Annotated in this window: 16 protein-coding genes; 6 read left to right on the top strand and 10 right to left on the bottom strand. The window is 63.1% G+C overall.

What is annotated here, in order from left to right:
- Positions 1-4 precede the first annotated feature (4 nt).
- From AC1DVN_RS15585 to AC1DVN_RS15550, 8 genes are read right to left on the bottom strand one after another with little or no spacing between them, the layout of a single operon-like run.
- A complete protein-coding gene (locus AC1DVN_RS15585; protein WP_021332430.1) occupies positions 5-1,189 on the bottom strand; it encodes an N-acetylglucosamine-6-phosphate deacetylase in 1,185 nt (394 codons plus the stop codon).
- A complete protein-coding gene (locus AC1DVN_RS15580; RefSeq protein WP_021332429.1) occupies positions 1,186-1,878 on the bottom strand; it encodes an SGNH/GDSL hydrolase family protein in 693 nt (230 codons plus the stop codon). The genes AC1DVN_RS15585 and AC1DVN_RS15580 overlap by 4 nt, the downstream gene beginning before the upstream one ends.
- Positions 1,875-2,582 carry an N-acetylmannosamine-6-phosphate 2-epimerase gene (locus AC1DVN_RS15575; RefSeq protein ID WP_021332428.1) on the bottom strand — a complete coding sequence of 236 codons (708 nt, stop codon included), beginning with the start codon at positions 2,580-2,582 and terminating at the stop codon, positions 1,875-1,877. Before AC1DVN_RS15575 ends, AC1DVN_RS15580 begins: the two co-directional genes overlap by 4 nt.
- The gene (locus tag AC1DVN_RS15570; protein ID WP_021332427.1) at positions 2,579-3,508 is read right to left on the bottom strand and encodes an ROK family protein; all 930 of its coding nucleotides are present in this window, start codon (positions 3,506-3,508) and stop codon (positions 2,579-2,581) included. Before AC1DVN_RS15570 ends, AC1DVN_RS15575 begins: the two co-directional genes overlap by 4 nt.
- Before the next feature lies 1 nt (position 3,509).
- Entirely contained in the window at positions 3,510-4,439 is a 930-nt protein-coding gene (locus AC1DVN_RS15565) for a dihydrodipicolinate synthase family protein (protein ID WP_477994001.1), read from the bottom strand.
- Between the two features lie 46 nt (positions 4,440-4,485).
- Positions 4,486-5,544 carry a Gfo/Idh/MocA family protein gene (locus AC1DVN_RS15560; RefSeq protein WP_021332426.1) on the bottom strand — a complete coding sequence of 353 codons (1,059 nt, stop codon included), beginning with the start codon at positions 5,542-5,544 and terminating at the stop codon, positions 4,486-4,488.
- The gene (locus AC1DVN_RS15555; RefSeq protein WP_021332425.1) at positions 5,541-6,536 is read right to left on the bottom strand and encodes a Gfo/Idh/MocA family protein; all 996 of its coding nucleotides are present in this window, start codon (positions 6,534-6,536) and stop codon (positions 5,541-5,543) included. The genes AC1DVN_RS15560 and AC1DVN_RS15555 overlap by 4 nt, the downstream gene beginning before the upstream one ends.
- Entirely contained in the window at positions 6,533-7,591 is a 1,059-nt protein-coding gene (locus tag AC1DVN_RS15550; protein WP_477994000.1) for a Gfo/Idh/MocA family protein, read from the bottom strand. Before AC1DVN_RS15550 ends, AC1DVN_RS15555 begins: the two co-directional genes overlap by 4 nt.
- Positions 7,592-7,865: 274 nt before the next feature.
- On the opposite strand from AC1DVN_RS15550, the gene AC1DVN_RS15545 reads away from it, so the two are divergent.
- The 6 genes from AC1DVN_RS15545 (at position 7,866) to AC1DVN_RS15520 (ending at position 14,408) form a co-directional block, all read left to right on the top strand.
- A complete protein-coding gene (locus tag AC1DVN_RS15545; RefSeq protein ID WP_007734285.1) occupies positions 7,866-9,491 on the top strand; it encodes an ABC transporter substrate-binding protein in 1,626 nt (541 codons plus the stop codon).
- A gap of 43 nt (positions 9,492-9,534) precedes the next feature.
- Positions 9,535-10,494 carry an ABC transporter permease gene (locus AC1DVN_RS15540; protein ID WP_182261384.1) on the top strand — a complete coding sequence of 320 codons (960 nt, stop codon included), beginning with the start codon at positions 9,535-9,537 and terminating at the stop codon, positions 10,492-10,494.
- The gene (locus AC1DVN_RS15535) at positions 10,494-12,572 is read left to right on the top strand and encodes a dipeptide/oligopeptide/nickel ABC transporter permease/ATP-binding protein (protein ID WP_021342926.1); all 2,079 of its coding nucleotides are present in this window, start codon (positions 10,494-10,496) and stop codon (positions 12,570-12,572) included. Before AC1DVN_RS15540 ends, AC1DVN_RS15535 begins: the two co-directional genes overlap by 1 nt.
- On the top strand, positions 12,569-13,387 hold the full coding sequence (locus tag AC1DVN_RS15530; RefSeq protein WP_020906302.1) for an ABC transporter ATP-binding protein: 819 nt from the start codon (positions 12,569-12,571) through the stop codon (positions 13,385-13,387). The genes AC1DVN_RS15535 and AC1DVN_RS15530 overlap by 4 nt, the downstream gene beginning before the upstream one ends.
- A 60-nt stretch (positions 13,388-13,447) precedes the next feature.
- On the top strand, positions 13,448-14,185 hold the full coding sequence (locus AC1DVN_RS15525; RefSeq protein WP_024487763.1) for a FadR/GntR family transcriptional regulator: 738 nt from the start codon (positions 13,448-13,450) through the stop codon (positions 14,183-14,185).
- Between the two features lie 67 nt (positions 14,186-14,252).
- Positions 14,253-14,408, top strand: a complete 156-nt coding sequence (locus AC1DVN_RS15520) for a hypothetical protein (protein WP_019746984.1) — start codon at positions 14,253-14,255, stop codon at positions 14,406-14,408.
- Positions 14,409-14,463: 55 nt separating this feature from the next.
- On the opposite strand, the gene AC1DVN_RS15515 is transcribed toward AC1DVN_RS15520, so the two are convergent.
- The gene (locus AC1DVN_RS15515) at positions 14,464-15,579 is read right to left on the bottom strand and encodes an NAD(P)H-dependent flavin oxidoreductase (RefSeq protein WP_477993999.1); all 1,116 of its coding nucleotides are present in this window, start codon (positions 15,577-15,579) and stop codon (positions 14,464-14,466) included.
- Entirely contained in the window at positions 15,579-17,252 is a 1,674-nt protein-coding gene (locus AC1DVN_RS15510) for an acyl-CoA synthetase (RefSeq protein ID WP_477993998.1), read from the bottom strand. The genes AC1DVN_RS15515 and AC1DVN_RS15510 overlap by 1 nt, the downstream gene beginning before the upstream one ends.
- Between the last annotated feature and the right edge of the window lie 61 nt (positions 17,253-17,313).

Genomic DNA, 17,313 nt, shown 5'->3' with positions numbered 1-17,313 from the left:
TTCCTCAGCTTTCGGTGTAGTTCATGAGCCAGTTCCCAGCGGCCATGACGGCGCGGGTTTCGAGTTCTGGACCGGTGACGATCAGATCGGCGCGGCAACCCGGCACGAGATCGCCGACCATTCCGGCCAGCCCCATCAGCGAAGCAGGCGTTGCTGTCGCTGCGATGACAGCCGAAAGCAGATCGACGCCGGCGTGATTGACAGCCCGGCGGACTATGTCCATCAACCGACTCGTCCCGCCGGCAATGGCCGTTTCCCCCTGGCCGGCCAATCGCGCCACGCCACCGACCACGTCGACGTCGAGAGGCCCGAGTGGGTAACGGCCGTCGGGCATTCCGGCGGCAGCCATCGCGTCGGAGACCAACGCGATCTGATGCGGACCGACAAGATCGAACACCGTCGCTACCGTCTCGTCGGCCAGATGTACTCCGTCCCCGACCAACTCGACCACCATCTGTCCTTTCGCAGCCGCGGCAAGACATGCCGCCACTGCGCCGGGAGCACGGTGATGCATCGGAGCCATACCGTTGAACAGGTGAGTGGCACTGAGCGGTGCATGCGCCGAGTGTGCGATCGAACGTGTCGCAATCGGGTTGGACGCATCGGTGTGTCCGATACTCACGACGGCACCGTGACGCTCCAGCAATGAGGCAAGTTCGTCGAAGTGTGCTGTCTCCGGAGCGATCGTCATCGAGCGAATGTGCCCACGGCCGGCTTCGAGCAGCGACTCGAGCAGAGCCGGGTCGCCGTCGAGAATGCTGTCGGGATCCTGGGCGCCACAACGGAGTACCGAAAGGAATGGACCTTCCAGGTGAATTCCGGCCAGCGTGCCCTCGTCCACCAGTCCTGCCAGGAGCTCGATGCGACTGCGCAGGATCTGCGGCGGCGCGGAGACGAGCGAGCCGATCACCGAGGTCGTGCCGTTCGTCCGATGGTGATCGGCAGCCACGGTTGATCCGAACTCGTCTGCCTCGGGGAAACCGAATCCGCCGGCGCCGTGGCAGTGAACGTCCACCAAACCCGGAATGATCGTTGTTCCCGCAGCTGCCCGTTCGGGTAACGGGTCGGTTCGCTGCGACGCGGGTCCGGCCCACACCACACGATCACCGGAGATCTCGACAACCCCGTCCGAGAGCAATCGACCACCGGTCACCAATTGTCCACGCAGAATTTGTCCACGAAGTATCACGACATCACCTGCGGTACAACGGGAACTTCGGTATCCGCGATCGACAACTCACGGAGCACGGCGTCCGCGAGCACGTAGTGCCCTTGTTCGTTCGGATGGAACGCGTCAGCCAGGAGAGCCGGCGGTGGGCCCTCGGGAGAATGGGCCGTCCACTGCGCGTAGTGGTCGACGAACACAACGCGCGTCGAGGCGGCAACCTGCCGCACGACCTCGACGTACTGAACCAATCCCGCTCTGGTGGGCGCATTCTCGACGTCGATCGGTGGCGGCGTCTGGAGGATCGGCACCGCACCGATCGCTCGCGTCCGGAAAATCATGTCCGAGAGGTCGTCTCGAAACCGCTCCAGTCCTTCTTCGCCATCCAATGCGTCATTCGTACCGAGCATGATCAACACCACCGAGGGTTCGAACACTTCGATGCGGTGTGCGAAACCCGCACGCACATCGGAGGATCGATTGCCGCTCACCCCGGTGTTGACAAGGACGTGGTTGAACAAGGAAAGTTCACCACGGACGCGCTCGGCGCAGTGTTCGACGTAACTTCGATGACCGTCGGTGTGCGTCAATCCCTGAGTGATGCTGTCGCCGGTGAAGACCCACCGGATCGGCGTCGACGAGTCTACGAGCAAAGTCTCCAGTCGAATCCGTTCAGCAGTCTTGGACTTCAAAGCCTTCGACGTCGGGGTCACACCCTCTGCCTTTCGGCGCCCGATACTGCGGCTGCAAATTTCGACGTGATGAACGCCGGATCCGTGATTGCGGTTCCGACAACCACCGAGTCTGCACCCAGGGCGATGGCGCGTGCCGCATCCTCCGGGCTGTGGTATCGCCCCTCGGCGATGAGGACTACATCTGGAAGTGCCTGCCGCAGTTCCGAAACCAGCTCCAGGTCCGGGCCTGCCAGCCGTCGGCTGTTCTCGGTATATCCCGCCAGTGTGCTGGAGATGATGTCGGCACCCGCCGCGGCGGCAGCGATGCCGTCCTCGAGTGTTCCACAATCAGCCATGACGAGGCCGCCGCGATCATGGACCGCGTCGACGGTGTCGGCAAAGGTCAGCCCGTCCGGACGCGGTCGCAGCGTGGCATCGGCAGCCACGATCTGCGCACCCGAATCCACGACTTCGAGGGCTGATTCCCTTGTCGGCGTGATGAACACGACCTCCGAGCCGATCTTCGTCAAACCGATCACCGGTACCTTCACTGCCGACACGACTGCGGCGACATCCGGGGTTCCGCCCACACCGCCGCAGCGGATCGCCACTGCACCGCCGTCGACCGCGGCGCGGGCCATCCTCTCGATGGTCCCGGTGTCGCGCAAGGCATGGCCGTGTCCGGCCTGACAGGACACGATCAGCTTCCCGCTGATGATCGTGAGCAGTTCTTCGACAGTCACGGTGTTACCTCGATTCGTGTTGCGGCGGCCAGGAGCGCAGCTCCGACGAGCGGCGCATCGGTGCCCAAACGGGCAGGAAGAATGGCGGTTTCGGCAATCGGACCCATCGCTTCCACCCGGAAAGCGGACGTCAGCGGCGACAAGAGGTCGGCTCCGATCTGGGCTGCGCCGCCGCCGATGACGATCACCTCGGGATCGAATGCGGTGGCGACGCCGCCCAGGACTCGGCCGAGCAGAGTACCGGCGTCGGTGACCACGGCACGGGCGATCGGATCGCCGGAGCGCATGAGTGCCACCACCTTCTGCAACGGTTGAGTGGGCACACCCGCCCGCGCTGCGTACTCGGCCGCCATCGCCGGGCCAGAGGCGACTGCCTCGAGGTGATCGGTTCTACCGCATCCGCAACCTATCGCCCCGGGGACCGGAACCAGCAGATGCGCGAGCTCGCCGGCTGTTCCGTGGGCACCGTGGTACAGCTGTCCGCCCACGGTCAACGCGCCACCGATTCCGGTACCGATCGAGACGAACAGTGCAGAGCTTCGACCACGACCGGCGCCGATCATGTTCTCGCCGTGGGCCATCGCGCGCACGTCGTTGTCCACCGTCACCGGTAGACCCGAGTGCGCCTCGAGTTCCCCGCGAACCTCGGCGCCACTCCATCCGGACAGAATGTCGGAGGCGAAGACGACGCGGCCACGCACCCGATCGATGATTCCCGGTGCACCGACTCCGATTCCGGCTACCGGGTGATTCGCCCTCAGACGGTCGACCAACGCGGTGGCGGTCTCGAGAACAGCCTCCCTACCGGCCGTCGGTGTTGCCGCACGAACGGTGTCGATCACGTCTCCGTCGGACGTCACCACCGCGGCAGCCACTTTGGTGCCGCCGATGTCGATGCCGATCCATCGCTTCTGCCCAGATGTCATGTCAGAGGAGCCCCGCCTGTTCCAGAACGACCTTGATCGTTGCGGTCTCGGACTCGTCGAGCGAGAGCATCGGGGCGCACATCGTGTTGCCGGTGATGACGCCGCGCAGGGCCAGAGCCGTCTTGAATGCGCCCAGACCCGCGGCACCGGCACTGACGCGACCCGGTGTCGGTGCCTCGACGATGGAGAACAGATCGGTGAGTCGATCCTGCTCGGCCTTCGCCGCCGCCCAGTCTCCTGCCTGCGCAGCGCGCCACAGTCGCACGTAGCCGTGCGGGTCCACGTTCGCCAGGCCGGGCACAGCGCCCGAAGCACCCATCAGCAGGCATCCGTCGACGACTACCTCGTGCCCGGTGAAGACGGCGAAGTTTTCGAGCCCGGCCGACTGACGGAGCAACATACGGAAACTGACGTCGTCGCCGCTCGAATCCTTCACGCCGGCGATGACTCCCTCGCGACCGAGCTCGACCAGCATTGCCGGGCTGAGCTTGCTGTGGACACGAACCGGGACGTCGTAGGCGAACAACGGAAGATCCACTGCGGCGTGGATGGAGCGGAAATGCGTTGCCGTCTCGGCTGCGTCGGTGATCGCGTAGAACGGCGCCGTCGCGACGATGGCATCCGCACCCGCTTCGCGCGCCTGCTCTGCGACGGCGATGACCCGGTTGGTAGTCATGTCGTTCACTCCGACGAGGACCGGTACCTGGCCGCCGACGTGACCGATGGCCGTCTGCACCACCTGGGCGCGCTGAGCGTCGGTGAGGTAACCGACCTCACCCGAGGAACCGAGGACGAACAAGCCGTCGACTCCGGCTTCGATCTGCAGTGAGAGCAGGCATTCGAGCGACGTGGTGTCGACCTCGCCCTCGAGCGTCAGTGGTGTGACGATCGGCGGGACGATTCCGCTGAAGGTGGTGGTTTCCGTGCTCATGGGGTCTCCATATGTTGGTTGTCGGATTGAGTTGTGGGTGGGGCTGTCAGGGAGAGACGGAGACCGGCTGACCGCTCGAGGCGGACAGATAGGCAGCATCGATCACGCGCATCGACGCGCGGGCGTCTGCCACGGTGTAGTCGGGTTCGGTCCGTGTGGGAAGTCGATCGAGCACGTGAGAGAGAAAGCTCGACACCGCGTTGTCCGAACCGAAGCCGCCGATGGGTAGTGCGGTCACGTTTCCCGAGGATGCGAAGTGGGTCACCGCGGGTTTGTCGTCGTCGGAACTCGCGTATCCGTGGGAGCCGAGGACCCGAACCGTCGCGGTATTCGCGCCGAAACCCGGTGCTGCGGGGATTCTTCCGACGGTCACCGTCGCGGTGACGCCGTTTTCCAGGGCGAGCGAGATCAACGCCGTGTCTTCGACTCCGAACTGCTGGTGGGCCCCGCCGTAGAGTGTGCTCGTCTCGGCGTACACCTCGGTGACGTCCAGGCCGGTGAGGTATCTGAGGTAGTCGGCGGCGTAACCGGCGAAGTTCACTACTTCTCCCCCGCCGGAAAGCGCGGGATCCACCACCAGTTCGGGACGCTCGACGGACGTCGCGAAATGTGTTCCGCTTGCAAGGAACTCGATGTCCACGTGGCGCGGCAGTCCGAGGTTTCCGGCATCGATCCAGCGGCGCAGTCGCCGGAGCGCAGGTGAATGAGTGCGGTTCACCACCGTACAGATTCGCCCGTTCGACCGTGCCGCTTCCTCGACCGCCGCGGCCTCCGACTCGTCGATACCCACCGGCTTGTCCACCAGGACGTCGAGTCCCGCGTTCAGTGCGGCAATCGCAAGCCGTGCATGCCTGGTCGGCTCACTGCAGATGATCGCCAGGTCTATCCGTTCGGGGTCGAGCAGCTCGCCGAGTTCGTCGATCCACTCGATGTCTGCGGCCTTTGCCATCGCGATTCCGTCCTCACGAATCCAATCGTGGACCGAGGATTCGTCGGAGGCCCCGATCAAGCTCACTCGAGGATCGGAGCGCAACAGGTCCGCATAGGAGCCGGCATGCCTTACGCCGCTGACAAATCCGACGCGGATCGAACCGGTGCCGGTCATCGGTGTTCTCCGATCGAGATCGCGCGGCCGGTGTCGAGTGACTGTTGTGCAGCGATGGCAGTCGCGAGAGCTGCACGTACCTGCCAGTTCTCGACTATCGGGGTCGCGGAACCGTCGAGAGTGGCGATCCAGTGGCGCATCTGATGCGCCATCGCATCTTCGATCGACGACGGCGGCGCGTTTGTCGTATCCGTCATCAGGCCTGGGTCGTCGCCGGTGTCGTGCGCGAGCGTGCCGGACGTCCCCGACACCACGATCCGGCGCACCATCTTTCCCGATTGCGGCAGTGCGTAAGCCAATTCGATGAGCGCCAGCGATCCGTCCTCGAAGCGAACGGTCAGATGGAAGCTGTCGTGCACGGGCATCCCCGCCGCGAAGGTGGGGAAACTACGAGCGAACACACGGATCGGACGACGACCGATCAGCCACGTCACCAGATCGAGAGCGTGGGTTCCGTTGTGAACGGGGTGACCACCCGAGCGTTCCTTGTCGTGTTGCCAGCCTCGCCAGCCCCCTGGCCAGACGTGGCCGGTGTACCAACTGAGGTGGATCAACCGGGGGTCGCCGATGGCGCCTTGTGCAACCGAGTTTCCGATCGAGGTGATCGACGGCTGGAATCGTACGGTCTGTCCGACCATCAGTGAGGTGCCGCCACCTTCGGTGGCCTCGACCATCGCGTCGAAGTCCGCGACTGTCAGCGCTGCGGGCTTCTCCACGTGCACATGCTTTCCCGCGCGGCCTGCGGCTATCGTCACGGGCGCGTGGTCAGGAGTGGCCCCGACGACGTTGACCGCGTGCACGCTCGGGTCTGCGAGAATCTTCGCCAGATCAGTACTGGCCTTCGCGCCCGGCGCCAATGCCGCGACCGATGCGGCACGGTCCAAGTCACTGCCGAATACGTAGGCGACTTCGACCGACGGGATGCGCGCCAAAGCGCTGACGTGGTCCCGCGCGATTGCGCCGCTGCCGATGACGGCTACACGCACGGTCACCTCGCACTTCCCGACAGCGCCGCCGGTTCCCCGCCACCGAGTCGCACCTGTTCGGCGACGACGAGTGCGCGTTCACGTGCGTATGTCAACGGTGAGCCGGAGTCAGCCTTGCCGTCGAGAACTGCTGCCATCTCGTCGATTTCGTGGCGAATCGCAGCCTGCATCCACAGCGGGGATCCTCCGTTACCCGAGTTGTACTTCTGCGTCCTGCTCGCAGAGTCGATCAACGATTGATTCTCGGCGTCGACGTCGAAGATCGGCCACGACTCTTCGACCCGTCCCCCGCGCAGTCGGTTGACCCGGCCGGTGTGGAAGTCCGCGTGGACCGAGCCTTCGGCGGCATCGACCGTCAGCTCCCACGAAGAAGTGTGTGAACGCGTCGAGATGGTGTGTCTGCCGATCGCGCCGCCGGCGAACGACACCACTGTGTTGCGGAAGCCGTCGTCCGCGGTGGCGATGCTCGACACGGCAGTCACCTCGCCGCCGAGCCAGCACATCAGGTCCAGTTCGTGAATCTCGTGAGTCAGTTCTCCACCCGTTCGGCTCTTGTCGAGCTTCCACCACTGTGGATCTGCGCCGTCGGTGTCGATCCAGCGTGAGCGAGACGTTTCGATCGCAGCGACCTCACCGAGCTCCCCCGACGTCAGCAGGTCCGCCAGACGTCGTACACCCGGCATCATCCGCATGATGTGCCCGACCATCAACGGCGAACCGCTCGCGTCGGCGCTCGCGATCATGTTCTGCGCATCGACCAGTTCGACGGCAAGTGGCTTCTCGACAAAAACTGCCTTGCCGTGTTCGAGTGCCGCGATGGCAGGTTCGGCGTGCGCGTGATTGGGCGTCGCGACGACAACGAGGGCCAACTCCGGGTCAGCGGCCACCGCGTCGTGATCGTCTGTCGGGGTTGCCGAGAACTCTGCGGCGACATCCTTGGCCCGCTCGAAGTCACGGTCGCACAGCATCGCCAGTTCGAAACGTGGATGGGCAGCCAGCTCGCGAGCGAGGGAACTACCGAAGAATCCGCAACCGACCACACCGACTTTATATCGGGTCATGAAGTCTCCAAAGATTGGATGAGGGATGTCCTATGTTATACGGCCAGCGTCATCGGTCGTCAATTCGACGTCGGTAACGCAGTCTTCATCTATGCAGGTGAGCGCACTATTTTTGGTTCAAAACCGGCGAAACGTCCAAGTTCAGCGCCGCCAGTTCCGAAGATTCTCTAGACGCTTTCTGATCCACAATGTAAGTTACGCAACATCGGACGTCGAACATAGGACATCCCCTATCCACTCCCTTGATGTCCCGCTCCCCGCCTTGGAGGCCGCCTTGAAGAACGAACGACCGCTGAGCTCCGCGTTCACACGCCGAGACCTGTTCCGGTACACCGGGCTACTGGGAGCTGCAGCAGGTATCACCGCGACTCTCGCGGCCTGTGGCGGCGGCCCGTCGTCGACCTCGGTTGTCGGCGGTTCCGCGAGCACCGGCGATCTGACCACCGCCATCGGATACGGCAACGACCAGAGCTTCGACCCGATGCAGACTGCATCCGGTTTCCTCATGGCAGCGGTCAACCACGTCTACGAGGGACTGCTCGAAAACGATCCAGGCACCGGTGAGACGTATGCGGCGCTCGCACAGGCCGTCCCGACCGACGCCACCGCCTCGAGCTGGACCATGAAAATCCGCGAGGGCGCAACCTGGCACGACGGCACTCCGGTCACCTCGGACGACGTCGTCTTCACCTTCGATCGCATCCTCGATCCACAGCAGAACGTACTGATCCGCTCCTTCTTCTCCTCCTGGTTGCAGTCCGTCACCAAGGTCGACGACCAAACGGTGACCCTGAACTTCAACTACCCGTTCAGCGCTGCCGCACAGCGTCTCTCGATCGCCAAGATCATGCCCAAGCACGTCTTCGACGGCCACTGGGACGAGGCCAAGTCCGGAACGCTGGTCGTCGGTTCCGGTCCGTACAAGCTCAAGAGCCACACCCCCAAGAGCAACACAGCTTTCGAGGCGTTCGAGGCGTACAACGGGCCGCGTCCGGCCAACTTCGCGACCATGAACTGGCTCTCCATCGTCGACACCTCCTCACGCATCGCGCGCGTCTCGGGCAACAATGCCGGTGCACAACTCGCCGACAACATCCCCGTCGCCAACGTCCCTACCCTCACCTCCGGTGGGCGCACCGTCGAGGGCAACCCGGGCATGAACCTCATGTACCTGCTCTTCGACACCACTCAGGCACCGTTCGACGACGTTCGTGTTCGCCAGGCGATGTTCTATGCGATCAACACCCCGAAGATGATCGAGATCGCCCTCGGCGGCAAGGCAGCACCGGCCACGAGCTACCTGTACGAGCGCAACCCCGACTACGCGCGAGCGTCCACCGTCTACTCGTACGATCCGGACAAGGCCCGCTCGCTTCTCGCTGCCGCCGGTGTCAGTGGCCTCGACCTGACGCTGCTCTCCACCAACGTCAGCTGGTTGGCCGACTGCTTGCCGACCATCAAAGAGTCTTGGGATGCAGTCGGATTCAACACGACGCTCGAACCGCAGGACACCAGCGCCATGGTGAGCAAGCTCAACAGCGGCCAGAAGTTCCAGATCGCTGCGGGTACGTCCAACCCACAGGCATTCGGCAGCGACGTCGACCTCCTCGTGCGCTACACGTACAGCAAGGGCGGCCTGTGGACGAAGACCTACGCCAAGTGGGACGACACCCCCGAGGCACAGAAGATCTACGCCACCATGGACGAGGCCACCCGCGAGACAGACCCGGCAAAGCGCAGCACCCTTGTGCAGTCGTACCTGAACCAGATCGCCGAAAACGCTGTCTACTACCCGGTTCTCCATCAGGAACTCCTGACTGCGTGGGATCCGAAGAAGATCGCCGACGTCACTCCGCTGCCGTACCCCGGCGTCAACCTGCTTCAGGCGAAGCCGGCCTGATACCCGCCCGCTCGGCCGTTTCCCACAACTGAGAGATTCCCCGATGGCAAGAGTCCTCCCCATGCTGATCAGGCGATTACTGATACTGATCCCCCTGATCCTCGGCATCATCGCGTTCGTCTTCATCGTGATGCAGTTCGCGCCCACCGATCCCGCAACGGCGGCGTTCAACGGCGGCAACCCGACTGCGGAACAGTTGCAGAAGTTCAAGGAAGAGAACGGACTGCTCGATCCGCTTCCGCTGCAATACGTTCACTTCGTGACCGATCTGGTCAGCGGCAATATGGGTGACAGTCTGATTTCCGGTACCCCGGTGTTGGACTCGATCTCCACCGCTCTGCCACTGACCATTCAGCTCACGGTTCTCGGACTGGTGATCGCCATCGTGCTCTCGCTGATCTTCGGTGTCACCAGCGCACTGTTCCGCGATCGTTGGCCGGATCAGGTCATCCGAGTGATCTCCCTCGGTGGTGTGGCAGCACCGTCATTCTGGTTGGCACTGCTGATGATTCAGTATCTGGCCGTCCAACTCGGATGGTTCCCCACCGGTGGCTACGTCAATCCGAGCGACTCCGTCACCGACTGGCTCTGGTACATGGCGCTCCCGGCGCTGTCCCTGTCACTGCCCGTCGCAGCACAACTCACGCGCATCATCCGCACGTCGATGGTCGAGGAGTTGGACAAGGACTACGTCCGTACCGCGATCGGCAGCGGCCTGCCCTATCACGTGGTGATCGGGCGAAATGTCTTGCGTAACGCACTGATCAACCCGCTCACCGTCCTGGGTCTACGGGTCGGATACCTCCTCGGTGGCGCTGTGGTCATCGAGCAGATCTTCGGTCTTCCCGGAATGGGTCAGCTCATGATCAACGGCGTCACCAACGGTGACCCCGCAGTAGTTCAGGGTGTTGTCATCGTGATCGCGGTCGGCTTCGTCGTCGTCAACCTCGCCGTCGACATCCTCTACCTGCTCGTCAATCCACGACTTCGGAGCGCAGCATGATGAGAAGAAAACTCACCGAGAAGCTTTCGCGACCCGGTATCACCTTTTCTCGCTTCCCCCTCTCGGCCTGGCTGTCGATGGCGGTTCTCGCGATCATCGTGCTCGCCTGCCTCTTCGCGCCGCTGATCACGCAGTACACCCCACTCGAACAGGCGGTCGGTACCGCGGGCCCCAGCGCCGAGCACTGGTTCGGTCAGGACAGTCTCGGCCGAGATCTGTTCAGCCGCTTGCTCTACGGCGGACGCTGGTCGTTGACCATCGGTCTCGGGTCCACCTTCCTCGCATTGTGCGCCGGTGCTCTCATCGGGTCGGTCGCCGCAACGAGCCGAAAAGGCGTCGACGAGACCATCATGCGAGTGCTCGACGTGGTCATGGCGTTCCCGGGCATCGCGCTCGCTGCCGTACTCGTCGCAGCCTTCGGTGGTTCGATTCCGGTTCTGATCGTCACCATCGCGTTCCTCTACACACCGATGGTCGCCCGCGTCGTTCGCGCGAACGTTCTCGCTCAGTACGGTGAGGACTACGTCGCGGCCGAAAAGGTCATCGGCGCAAGAACTTCACACATCGTCGTCAAGCACGTCGTAGCCAACTGTGCTGCGCCCGTTCTCGTCTTCTGCACTGTCATGGTCGCCGACGCCATCGTGCTGGAAGCCAGCCTGTCGTTCATCGGAGCAGGTGTCCGTCCCCCGGATCCGTCGTGGGGATCGGTGATCGCCGACGGCAAGAACATGGTCCTTCTCGGTGGTTGGTGGGCAACGGTGTTCCCCGGTCTGCTGATTCTTCTGACGGTGCTCTCCCTCAACGTGCTCGCCGAGGGCCTGACCGACGCGATGGCAGATCCGAGTCTGAAGAAAACCAAGAAGACGCCCTCCGCACTGGAAGCAGCGCAGACTGCCGCAGCGGAGGAGACCTCCAACGAGCTCATTCTGGAGGACGAAGCCGCATCGGTCGCCAACACTCCGGAGTTGATCGACGACTTCGCCGACCCGAGCGTCGTGAAAGATGTCCTGAAGCCGGCGGCCGAGCCGACTCCTCTCGAAACTCACCTGAAGATCCTGGCGGAAACCGAGCGGTCTCGGTCCGATCGTCTTGTGTACGAGGGCGATGCAGCGCCCCTCCTCGAGGTCCGCAATCTCACGATCCGGTTCCCCGAACGCTACGGAGACACGGCGATCGTCGACAACGTGAGCTTCACCGTCCGCCCGAACGAGACGATGGCACTGGTCGGCGAGTCCGGTTGCGGAAAGTCGCTCACTTCGCTGGCGATCATGGGTCTACTGCCCAAGACAGCAGTGGTGACCGGCGAGATCCTGTTCGACGGCGTCAACGTCCTCGAACTGAACAACCGGGAGCGAAACAAGCTGCGCGGACACGACATGGCGATGATCTACCAGGATGCGCTGAGTTCTTTGAACCCGGCGATGCTGATCCGCGCGCAGTTCAAGCAGCTCACCAAGCGCGGCGGTACCCGCACAGCCGAGGAACTGCTCGAACTCGTCGGACTCGATCCGGTGCGCACTCTCTCCAGCTACCCACACGAGCTTTCCGGTGGTCAGCGTCAGCGCGTTCTGATCGCCATGTCGCTCACCCGCAGTCCGCGGTTGATCGTCGCGGACGAGCCCACCACCGCTCTCGACGTCACCGTCCAGGCGCAGGTCGTGGACTTGCTCAACGATCTTCGGGAAAAGCTCGGCTTTGCCATGGTTTTCGTGAGCCACGATCTTGCACTCGTTGCTTCACTCGCTCACAAGATCACGGTGATGTACGCCGGTCAGGTCGTCGAGTCTGCGCCCACCAGCGATCTACTCGTCGATCCGCGTCACGAATACACTCAGGGCCTCCTCGGCGCCGTTCTCTCCATCGAGGACGAGGCTCCGCGGCTCCACCAGATCCAGGGAACCGTACCGTCGCCCGGCAGCTTCGCCACCGGTGACCGTTTTGCCGAACGTTCCCTGCGTCCGGATTCCGATCCAAACCGAAAGCCCGAGATGGTTCGGATCGGCGAGACCGAGCATTTCTTCGCGAACCAGTCCGCGACTCCCGCACACGCAGAATCGGAATTGGAGAGCGTGCGATGACTACAGCTGAAGCACCCATCCTGGAACTGAAGAACATTCACGTCGTCCACAAGACCCGTTCGGGATCACTGTTCAAACCCGGCACGGTTCACGCGGTCAACGATGTCAGTATCGCCGTACGACGAGGGGCGACGATCGGCATCGTGGGCGAGTCGGGTTGCGGCAAGTCCACTCTGGCCAAAGTCATGGTCGGATTGCAGAAACCGACGTCGGGCGACGTGGTATTTCGCGGCCGAAGCGCTCTGACCCGGTCGGCGGGCGTGCGCAAGGAGTTCGGGCGGGCGATCTCGATCGTCTTCCAGGACCCGGCTACCGCGCTCAATCCGCGAATGACGGTGGCCGACATCCTTACCGATCCGCTCGACGTCCACGGCATCGGCAACCGCGCGAGCCGAACCGCCCGAGTTCGCGAGCTGGTCGGTTTGGTCGGACTCCCCCAATCTGCGCTCGAAGTCATTCCGAGCCAGATCTCCGGCGGTCAGCGTCAACGTGTCGCGATCGCGCGTGCACTCGCGCTCGAGCCTGACGTCATCGTGGCCGACGAACCGACATCGGCTCTCGATGTCTCGGTGCGAGCGCAGATCCTGAACCTGCTCAGCGACATCAAGGCTCGGTTGGGGCTCGGCATGGTGTTCATCTCGCACGACATCCAGACGGTGCGGTACGTCTCCGACACGATCGTCGTCATGAACGCCGGGCGGATCGTCGAGCAGGGGACGGCCCAGGAAGTATTCGACAACCCGTCGGATGCGTACACGGCCAAACTGCTGGGCGCGGCGCCCAGTCTCCTGCAACGCACCGTTGACGTGGGTTGACCAATGGAGCGGATGACCGGACATAGGATGAAGGACGTTCGTATCAGAAAAGGGGAATCGATGTCTGTCCGGAGTGGCACACAGGGCGCTCGTTTCAGCGCGCAAAACCGCATGCGCGCACTTCAGACCGACATCATGAACTTGATCCTCGAACGCAGACTCTCCCCCGGCGACCCGATGCCCACCGAGGCCGAACTGTCCGAGGAATTGGGTATCGGCCGGAACACCCTCCGCGAGGCACTCAAGGTTCTGCAGGCCTTGGGCGTCGTCGAGATCCGTCACGGTTTCGGAATGTTCGTCGCCCCGAGCAACTTCGACGCTCTCGCCGACGGCCTGACCTTCCGTGGCCGGTTGTCGTTGCAGGGCACCGGGCACGAGGCGATGGAACTGGTCGACATTCGTCAGGCACTCGAGACCGGACTGATCGGTGCGGCGATGGCCGAGATGACGTCGGCCGACCACGCCGACCTCGACGAACTCGTCACCGGCATGGAGGTCCGTGCCGCCGCCGGGAAGAACTTCTCCGACATCGACGCGACCTTCCATTCCCGCCTGTACTCCCCGCTCGACAACCAGGTCCTCGCTCAGTTGATGGACGTCTTCTGGCAGGTGTACAGCGAGATCCAGCAGGCTATCGGGCATTCGGATACACCACTGATCGACATCGCGTCGAAGCATCGTGCGATTCTCGACGCGATCCGTACGGGTGATGCCGTCGAGGCGGCGCACACTCTCGATGTGCACTTCGGTGGCCTGCGCGAGCGGATCGCCGGCCTTCATGCTTCCGAAGCGCAGTAGTTTCGAAACGCGTGATTTTGCTCCGCTGTCTCACCATCGCGCCCGTTCTTCCGGCAAAATTACGGGTATGAAGAACCCGAACCTGACGCCTTCGCGCGTTCTCGCAGTTGTCCTCGCTGCCGCCCTGGTCATTTTCGTGATCGCACGTCGCCGCGACGACGGCGCCCTCAGCCGCGGAGAATGGTTGTCGGACAGCGTCGGACCGGACGACCTCGCCGGCTGAAACGACGTATGCCCTCGGCCGAAACTCGGCCGAGGGCATACGTACGTGTCATCTACTACTTCATCGAATCCAGTCGGGTTCGCGCGTCCTCGAACCCCGACACCAGCTCTGCCATGACCTCGGCGACCGGTCGGATCTCGTTCATCCGTCCCACGATCTGACCGACGGGCATTGCCACAACTTCCGGGTTCTCCGATGCAGCGATTCTCTGATGAGCGTCGCTGACCAGTAGGTTCTGCAGCGGCATCGGCAAGGGCGCCGGTGCTCCCGGGTTCGACCAGGCTTCCGTCCACTTGGTCTTGAGCAACCGAGCGGGCTTACCCGAGTAGATGCGCGAACGTACGGTGTCGGCCGACGTCGCGCCCAACAGTGCACGCTGAATAGCGGAAGGGCCTTCGCCCGACGCACTGCCGAGTTTGTATTCGGATGTGGTGAGCCAGTACGAGCCCATCCACACTCCGGACGCACCGAGTGCAAGTGCAGCAGCCACCTGACGGCCGCTGCCGATACCGCCGGCAGCCAGTACGGACGCCGAATCGCCCAGTGCATCAACGATTTCCGGAACGAGAACCATCGACGCAATTTCGCCGGTGTGACCGCCGGCCTCGTAGCCCTGCGCGATCACGATGTCGACACCATTCTCGACGTGACGACGTGCATGCTCGACGGCGCCGGCCAGTGCTGCTACCGGAACGCCTTTCTCGTGTGCCTGATCGATAACGTCCTTCGGCGGTGATCCCAGTGCATTCGCAATCAACGCGATCCGGTGTCCCAGAGCAACATCGACGTGAGACCGCGCCACCGAGTGAAGCCATCCCAGTACGCCGGTCGCATGCTCGACGTCGTCGGAAAGCTGCGGCACACCGAGCTCGTCGAGCGTGCGGTTGACGAAGGCGCGGTGCTCCTCCGGAATCAGCTTGTCGAGATCGACGGCGCCGCCCTCGGTCGGCACCTTGGCCGGCATGACGATGTCGACGCCGTACGGCTTACCGTCGGTGTTCTCGTCCATCCACGTCAGTGCGGCTTCGAGCTCTTCCGGATCGTTGAACCGGACGCAACCGAGCACGCCCAGACCGCCCGCGCGGCTGATCGCGGCCGCGACGTGCTCGGAAGGAGTGAATCCGAAGATCGGGTATTCGATGCCGAACTTATCGGCCAGATCCGAACGCATCAGGCTTCCACGCTTTCGTTTGCGGACGCCACAGGAGCGCCGTTTCCGTTGTGATCGTCAGCCTCGCGCGATTCCGTTTCGGCCTTCGCCCAGCGGTAGTCGGGCTTGCCGGCCGGATTGCGTTTGATCTGGTCGACGAACCACACACTGCGCGGAACCTTGTATCCGGCAATCTCTTTGCGCGCTGCGGTGGCGATGTCGTGCAACGTCGGCGACGTGCCTTCGCGTACCTGAACCACTGCGGCAACCCGCTGACCGAAGCGCTCGTCGGGGATACCGACCACCAGCACGTCGAAGATGTCCGGGTGCGCCTTCAACGCGCCCTCGACCTCTTCCGGGTAAACCTTCTCGCCGCCGCTGTTGATGGACACCGAACCGCGGCCGAGCATCGTGACCGTGCCGTCGGCTTCGACCTGCGCATAGTCGCCGGGAATCGAGTAGCGAACGCCATTGATGGTGCGGAAGGTTTCGGCCGTCTTGACCTCGTCCTTGTAGTAGCCGAGCGGGATGTTGCCCTTGCGCGCGAGCATGCCGCGCTTGCCCGATCCGGGTTCGACCTCGTTGCCGTCGTCGTCGAGAACCGTTGTGGAGGCGTCGATCTTGACCGTCGGACCGCCAGTATGCTTCTGACCCTTGCTCAGCACGGCCAGTCCGCCGAAGCCGGTCTCGGATGCTCCGATGGAGTCTGTCAGCAGGCGGTTGGGCAACAGTTCGAGGAACTGCTCCTGGATGCTCGGCGAGAAGAGCGCAGCACTGCTGGCCATCACGTAGAGCGTCGAAAGATCGTACGGCTCACCCGTCTTCGGATTGCCGGCGATCAGTGCGTCGAGCATCGGACGGCCCATCGCGTCACCCGTGATGAAGATCAGGTTGACCTTGTGCTTGTCGATGTTCTGCCACACCTCGTGGGCGTCGAATTCCGGGTGCATCAAACAGGTTCCGCCGCCGAAGAGGCTGTGGAACACCGCAGACTGCGAACCACCGTGAATCATCGGGGGGATCGGGTAGCGGATCATGCTCGGGTTTGCTGCGCCGACCTTCGCCATCTCGTACTCGTCCTCGACCGGAACTCCGGTGACGAAGTTGATGCCGCCGCCGAGAACACGCCACCAGTCCTCGTGGCGCCACATGACGCCCTTGGGACTTCCGGTGGTGCCGCCGGTGTAGAGCATGAAGATGTCGTCGTTGCTGCGCTCTTCGAAATCACGCTCAGCCGAACTCTGCGCGAGTGCGTCCTCGTAGCCGATGCCGAAAGCATTGAAGCCCAGATCGGTGCCGTCCTCGACCACGATGACGGACTTGACCTTGGGAGTGTTCGGCAGGACGTTCGCGACCTTGTCCGAGTAGCGGCGCTCGTGAATGAGCGCAACCATGTCGGAGTTGTCGAAGATGTACTGCAACTCGTTCTCGACGTACCGGTAGTTGATGTTGACCATCACGGCCCGGATTTTGAAAACGGCGACCATGGCCTCGATCGCCTCGATGACGTTCCGGCAGTAGATGCCGACCTTGTCACCCGGCTGAACGCCATGTTCACGCAGGTAGTGACCGAGGCGGTTTGCTCGGTCCTCCAACTGCGCATAAGTCATCTCGCGGTTGTCCGAGACCAGCGCAACGCGGTCCGGAACGAGGTCGATTGCGTGCTCTACGAAGTCTGCGATGTTAAGGGCCACGAGTTCAAAGTAGAACGTGTTACCGTTTCTGGCAAGACCCAATTTGAGAGCCAGCTCACAG

The sequence above is a fragment of the Rhodococcus sp. P4_E4 genome, assembly GCF_056401575.1.
This window is presented reverse-complemented; position numbering and strand designations above follow the sequence as displayed.

What these genes read in the sequence shown, in the direction of transcription:
- AC1DVN_RS15540 (WP_182261384.1), top strand. Translation starts at nt 9,535, where the DNA reads ATGGCAAGAGTCCTCCCCATGCTGATCAGGCGATTACTGATACTGATC.
- AC1DVN_RS15550 (WP_477994000.1), bottom strand. Translation starts at nt 7,591, where the DNA reads ATGACCCGATATAAAGTCGGTGTGGTCGGTTGCGGATTCTTCGGTAGT.
- AC1DVN_RS15515 (WP_477993999.1), bottom strand. Translation starts at nt 15,579, where the DNA reads ATGCGTTCGGATCTGGCCGATAAGTTCGGCATCGAATACCCGATCTTC.
- AC1DVN_RS15560 (WP_021332426.1), bottom strand. Translation starts at nt 5,544, where the DNA reads ATGACCGGCACCGGTTCGATCCGCGTCGGATTTGTCAGCGGCGTAAGG.
- AC1DVN_RS15525 (WP_024487763.1), top strand. Translation starts at nt 13,448, where the DNA reads ATGTCTGTCCGGAGTGGCACACAGGGCGCTCGTTTCAGCGCGCAAAAC.
- AC1DVN_RS15520 (WP_019746984.1), top strand. Translation starts at nt 14,253, where the DNA reads ATGAAGAACCCGAACCTGACGCCTTCGCGCGTTCTCGCAGTTGTCCTC.
- AC1DVN_RS15565 (WP_477994001.1), bottom strand. Translation starts at nt 4,439, where the DNA reads ATGAGCACGGAAACCACCACCTTCAGCGGAATCGTCCCGCCGATCGTC.
- AC1DVN_RS15570 (WP_021332427.1), bottom strand. Translation starts at nt 3,508, where the DNA reads ATGACATCTGGGCAGAAGCGATGGATCGGCATCGACATCGGCGGCACC.
- AC1DVN_RS15530 (WP_020906302.1), top strand. Translation starts at nt 12,569, where the DNA reads ATGACTACAGCTGAAGCACCCATCCTGGAACTGAAGAACATTCACGTC.
- AC1DVN_RS15535 (WP_021342926.1), top strand. Translation starts at nt 10,494, where the DNA reads ATGAGAAGAAAACTCACCGAGAAGCTTTCGCGACCCGGTATCACCTTT.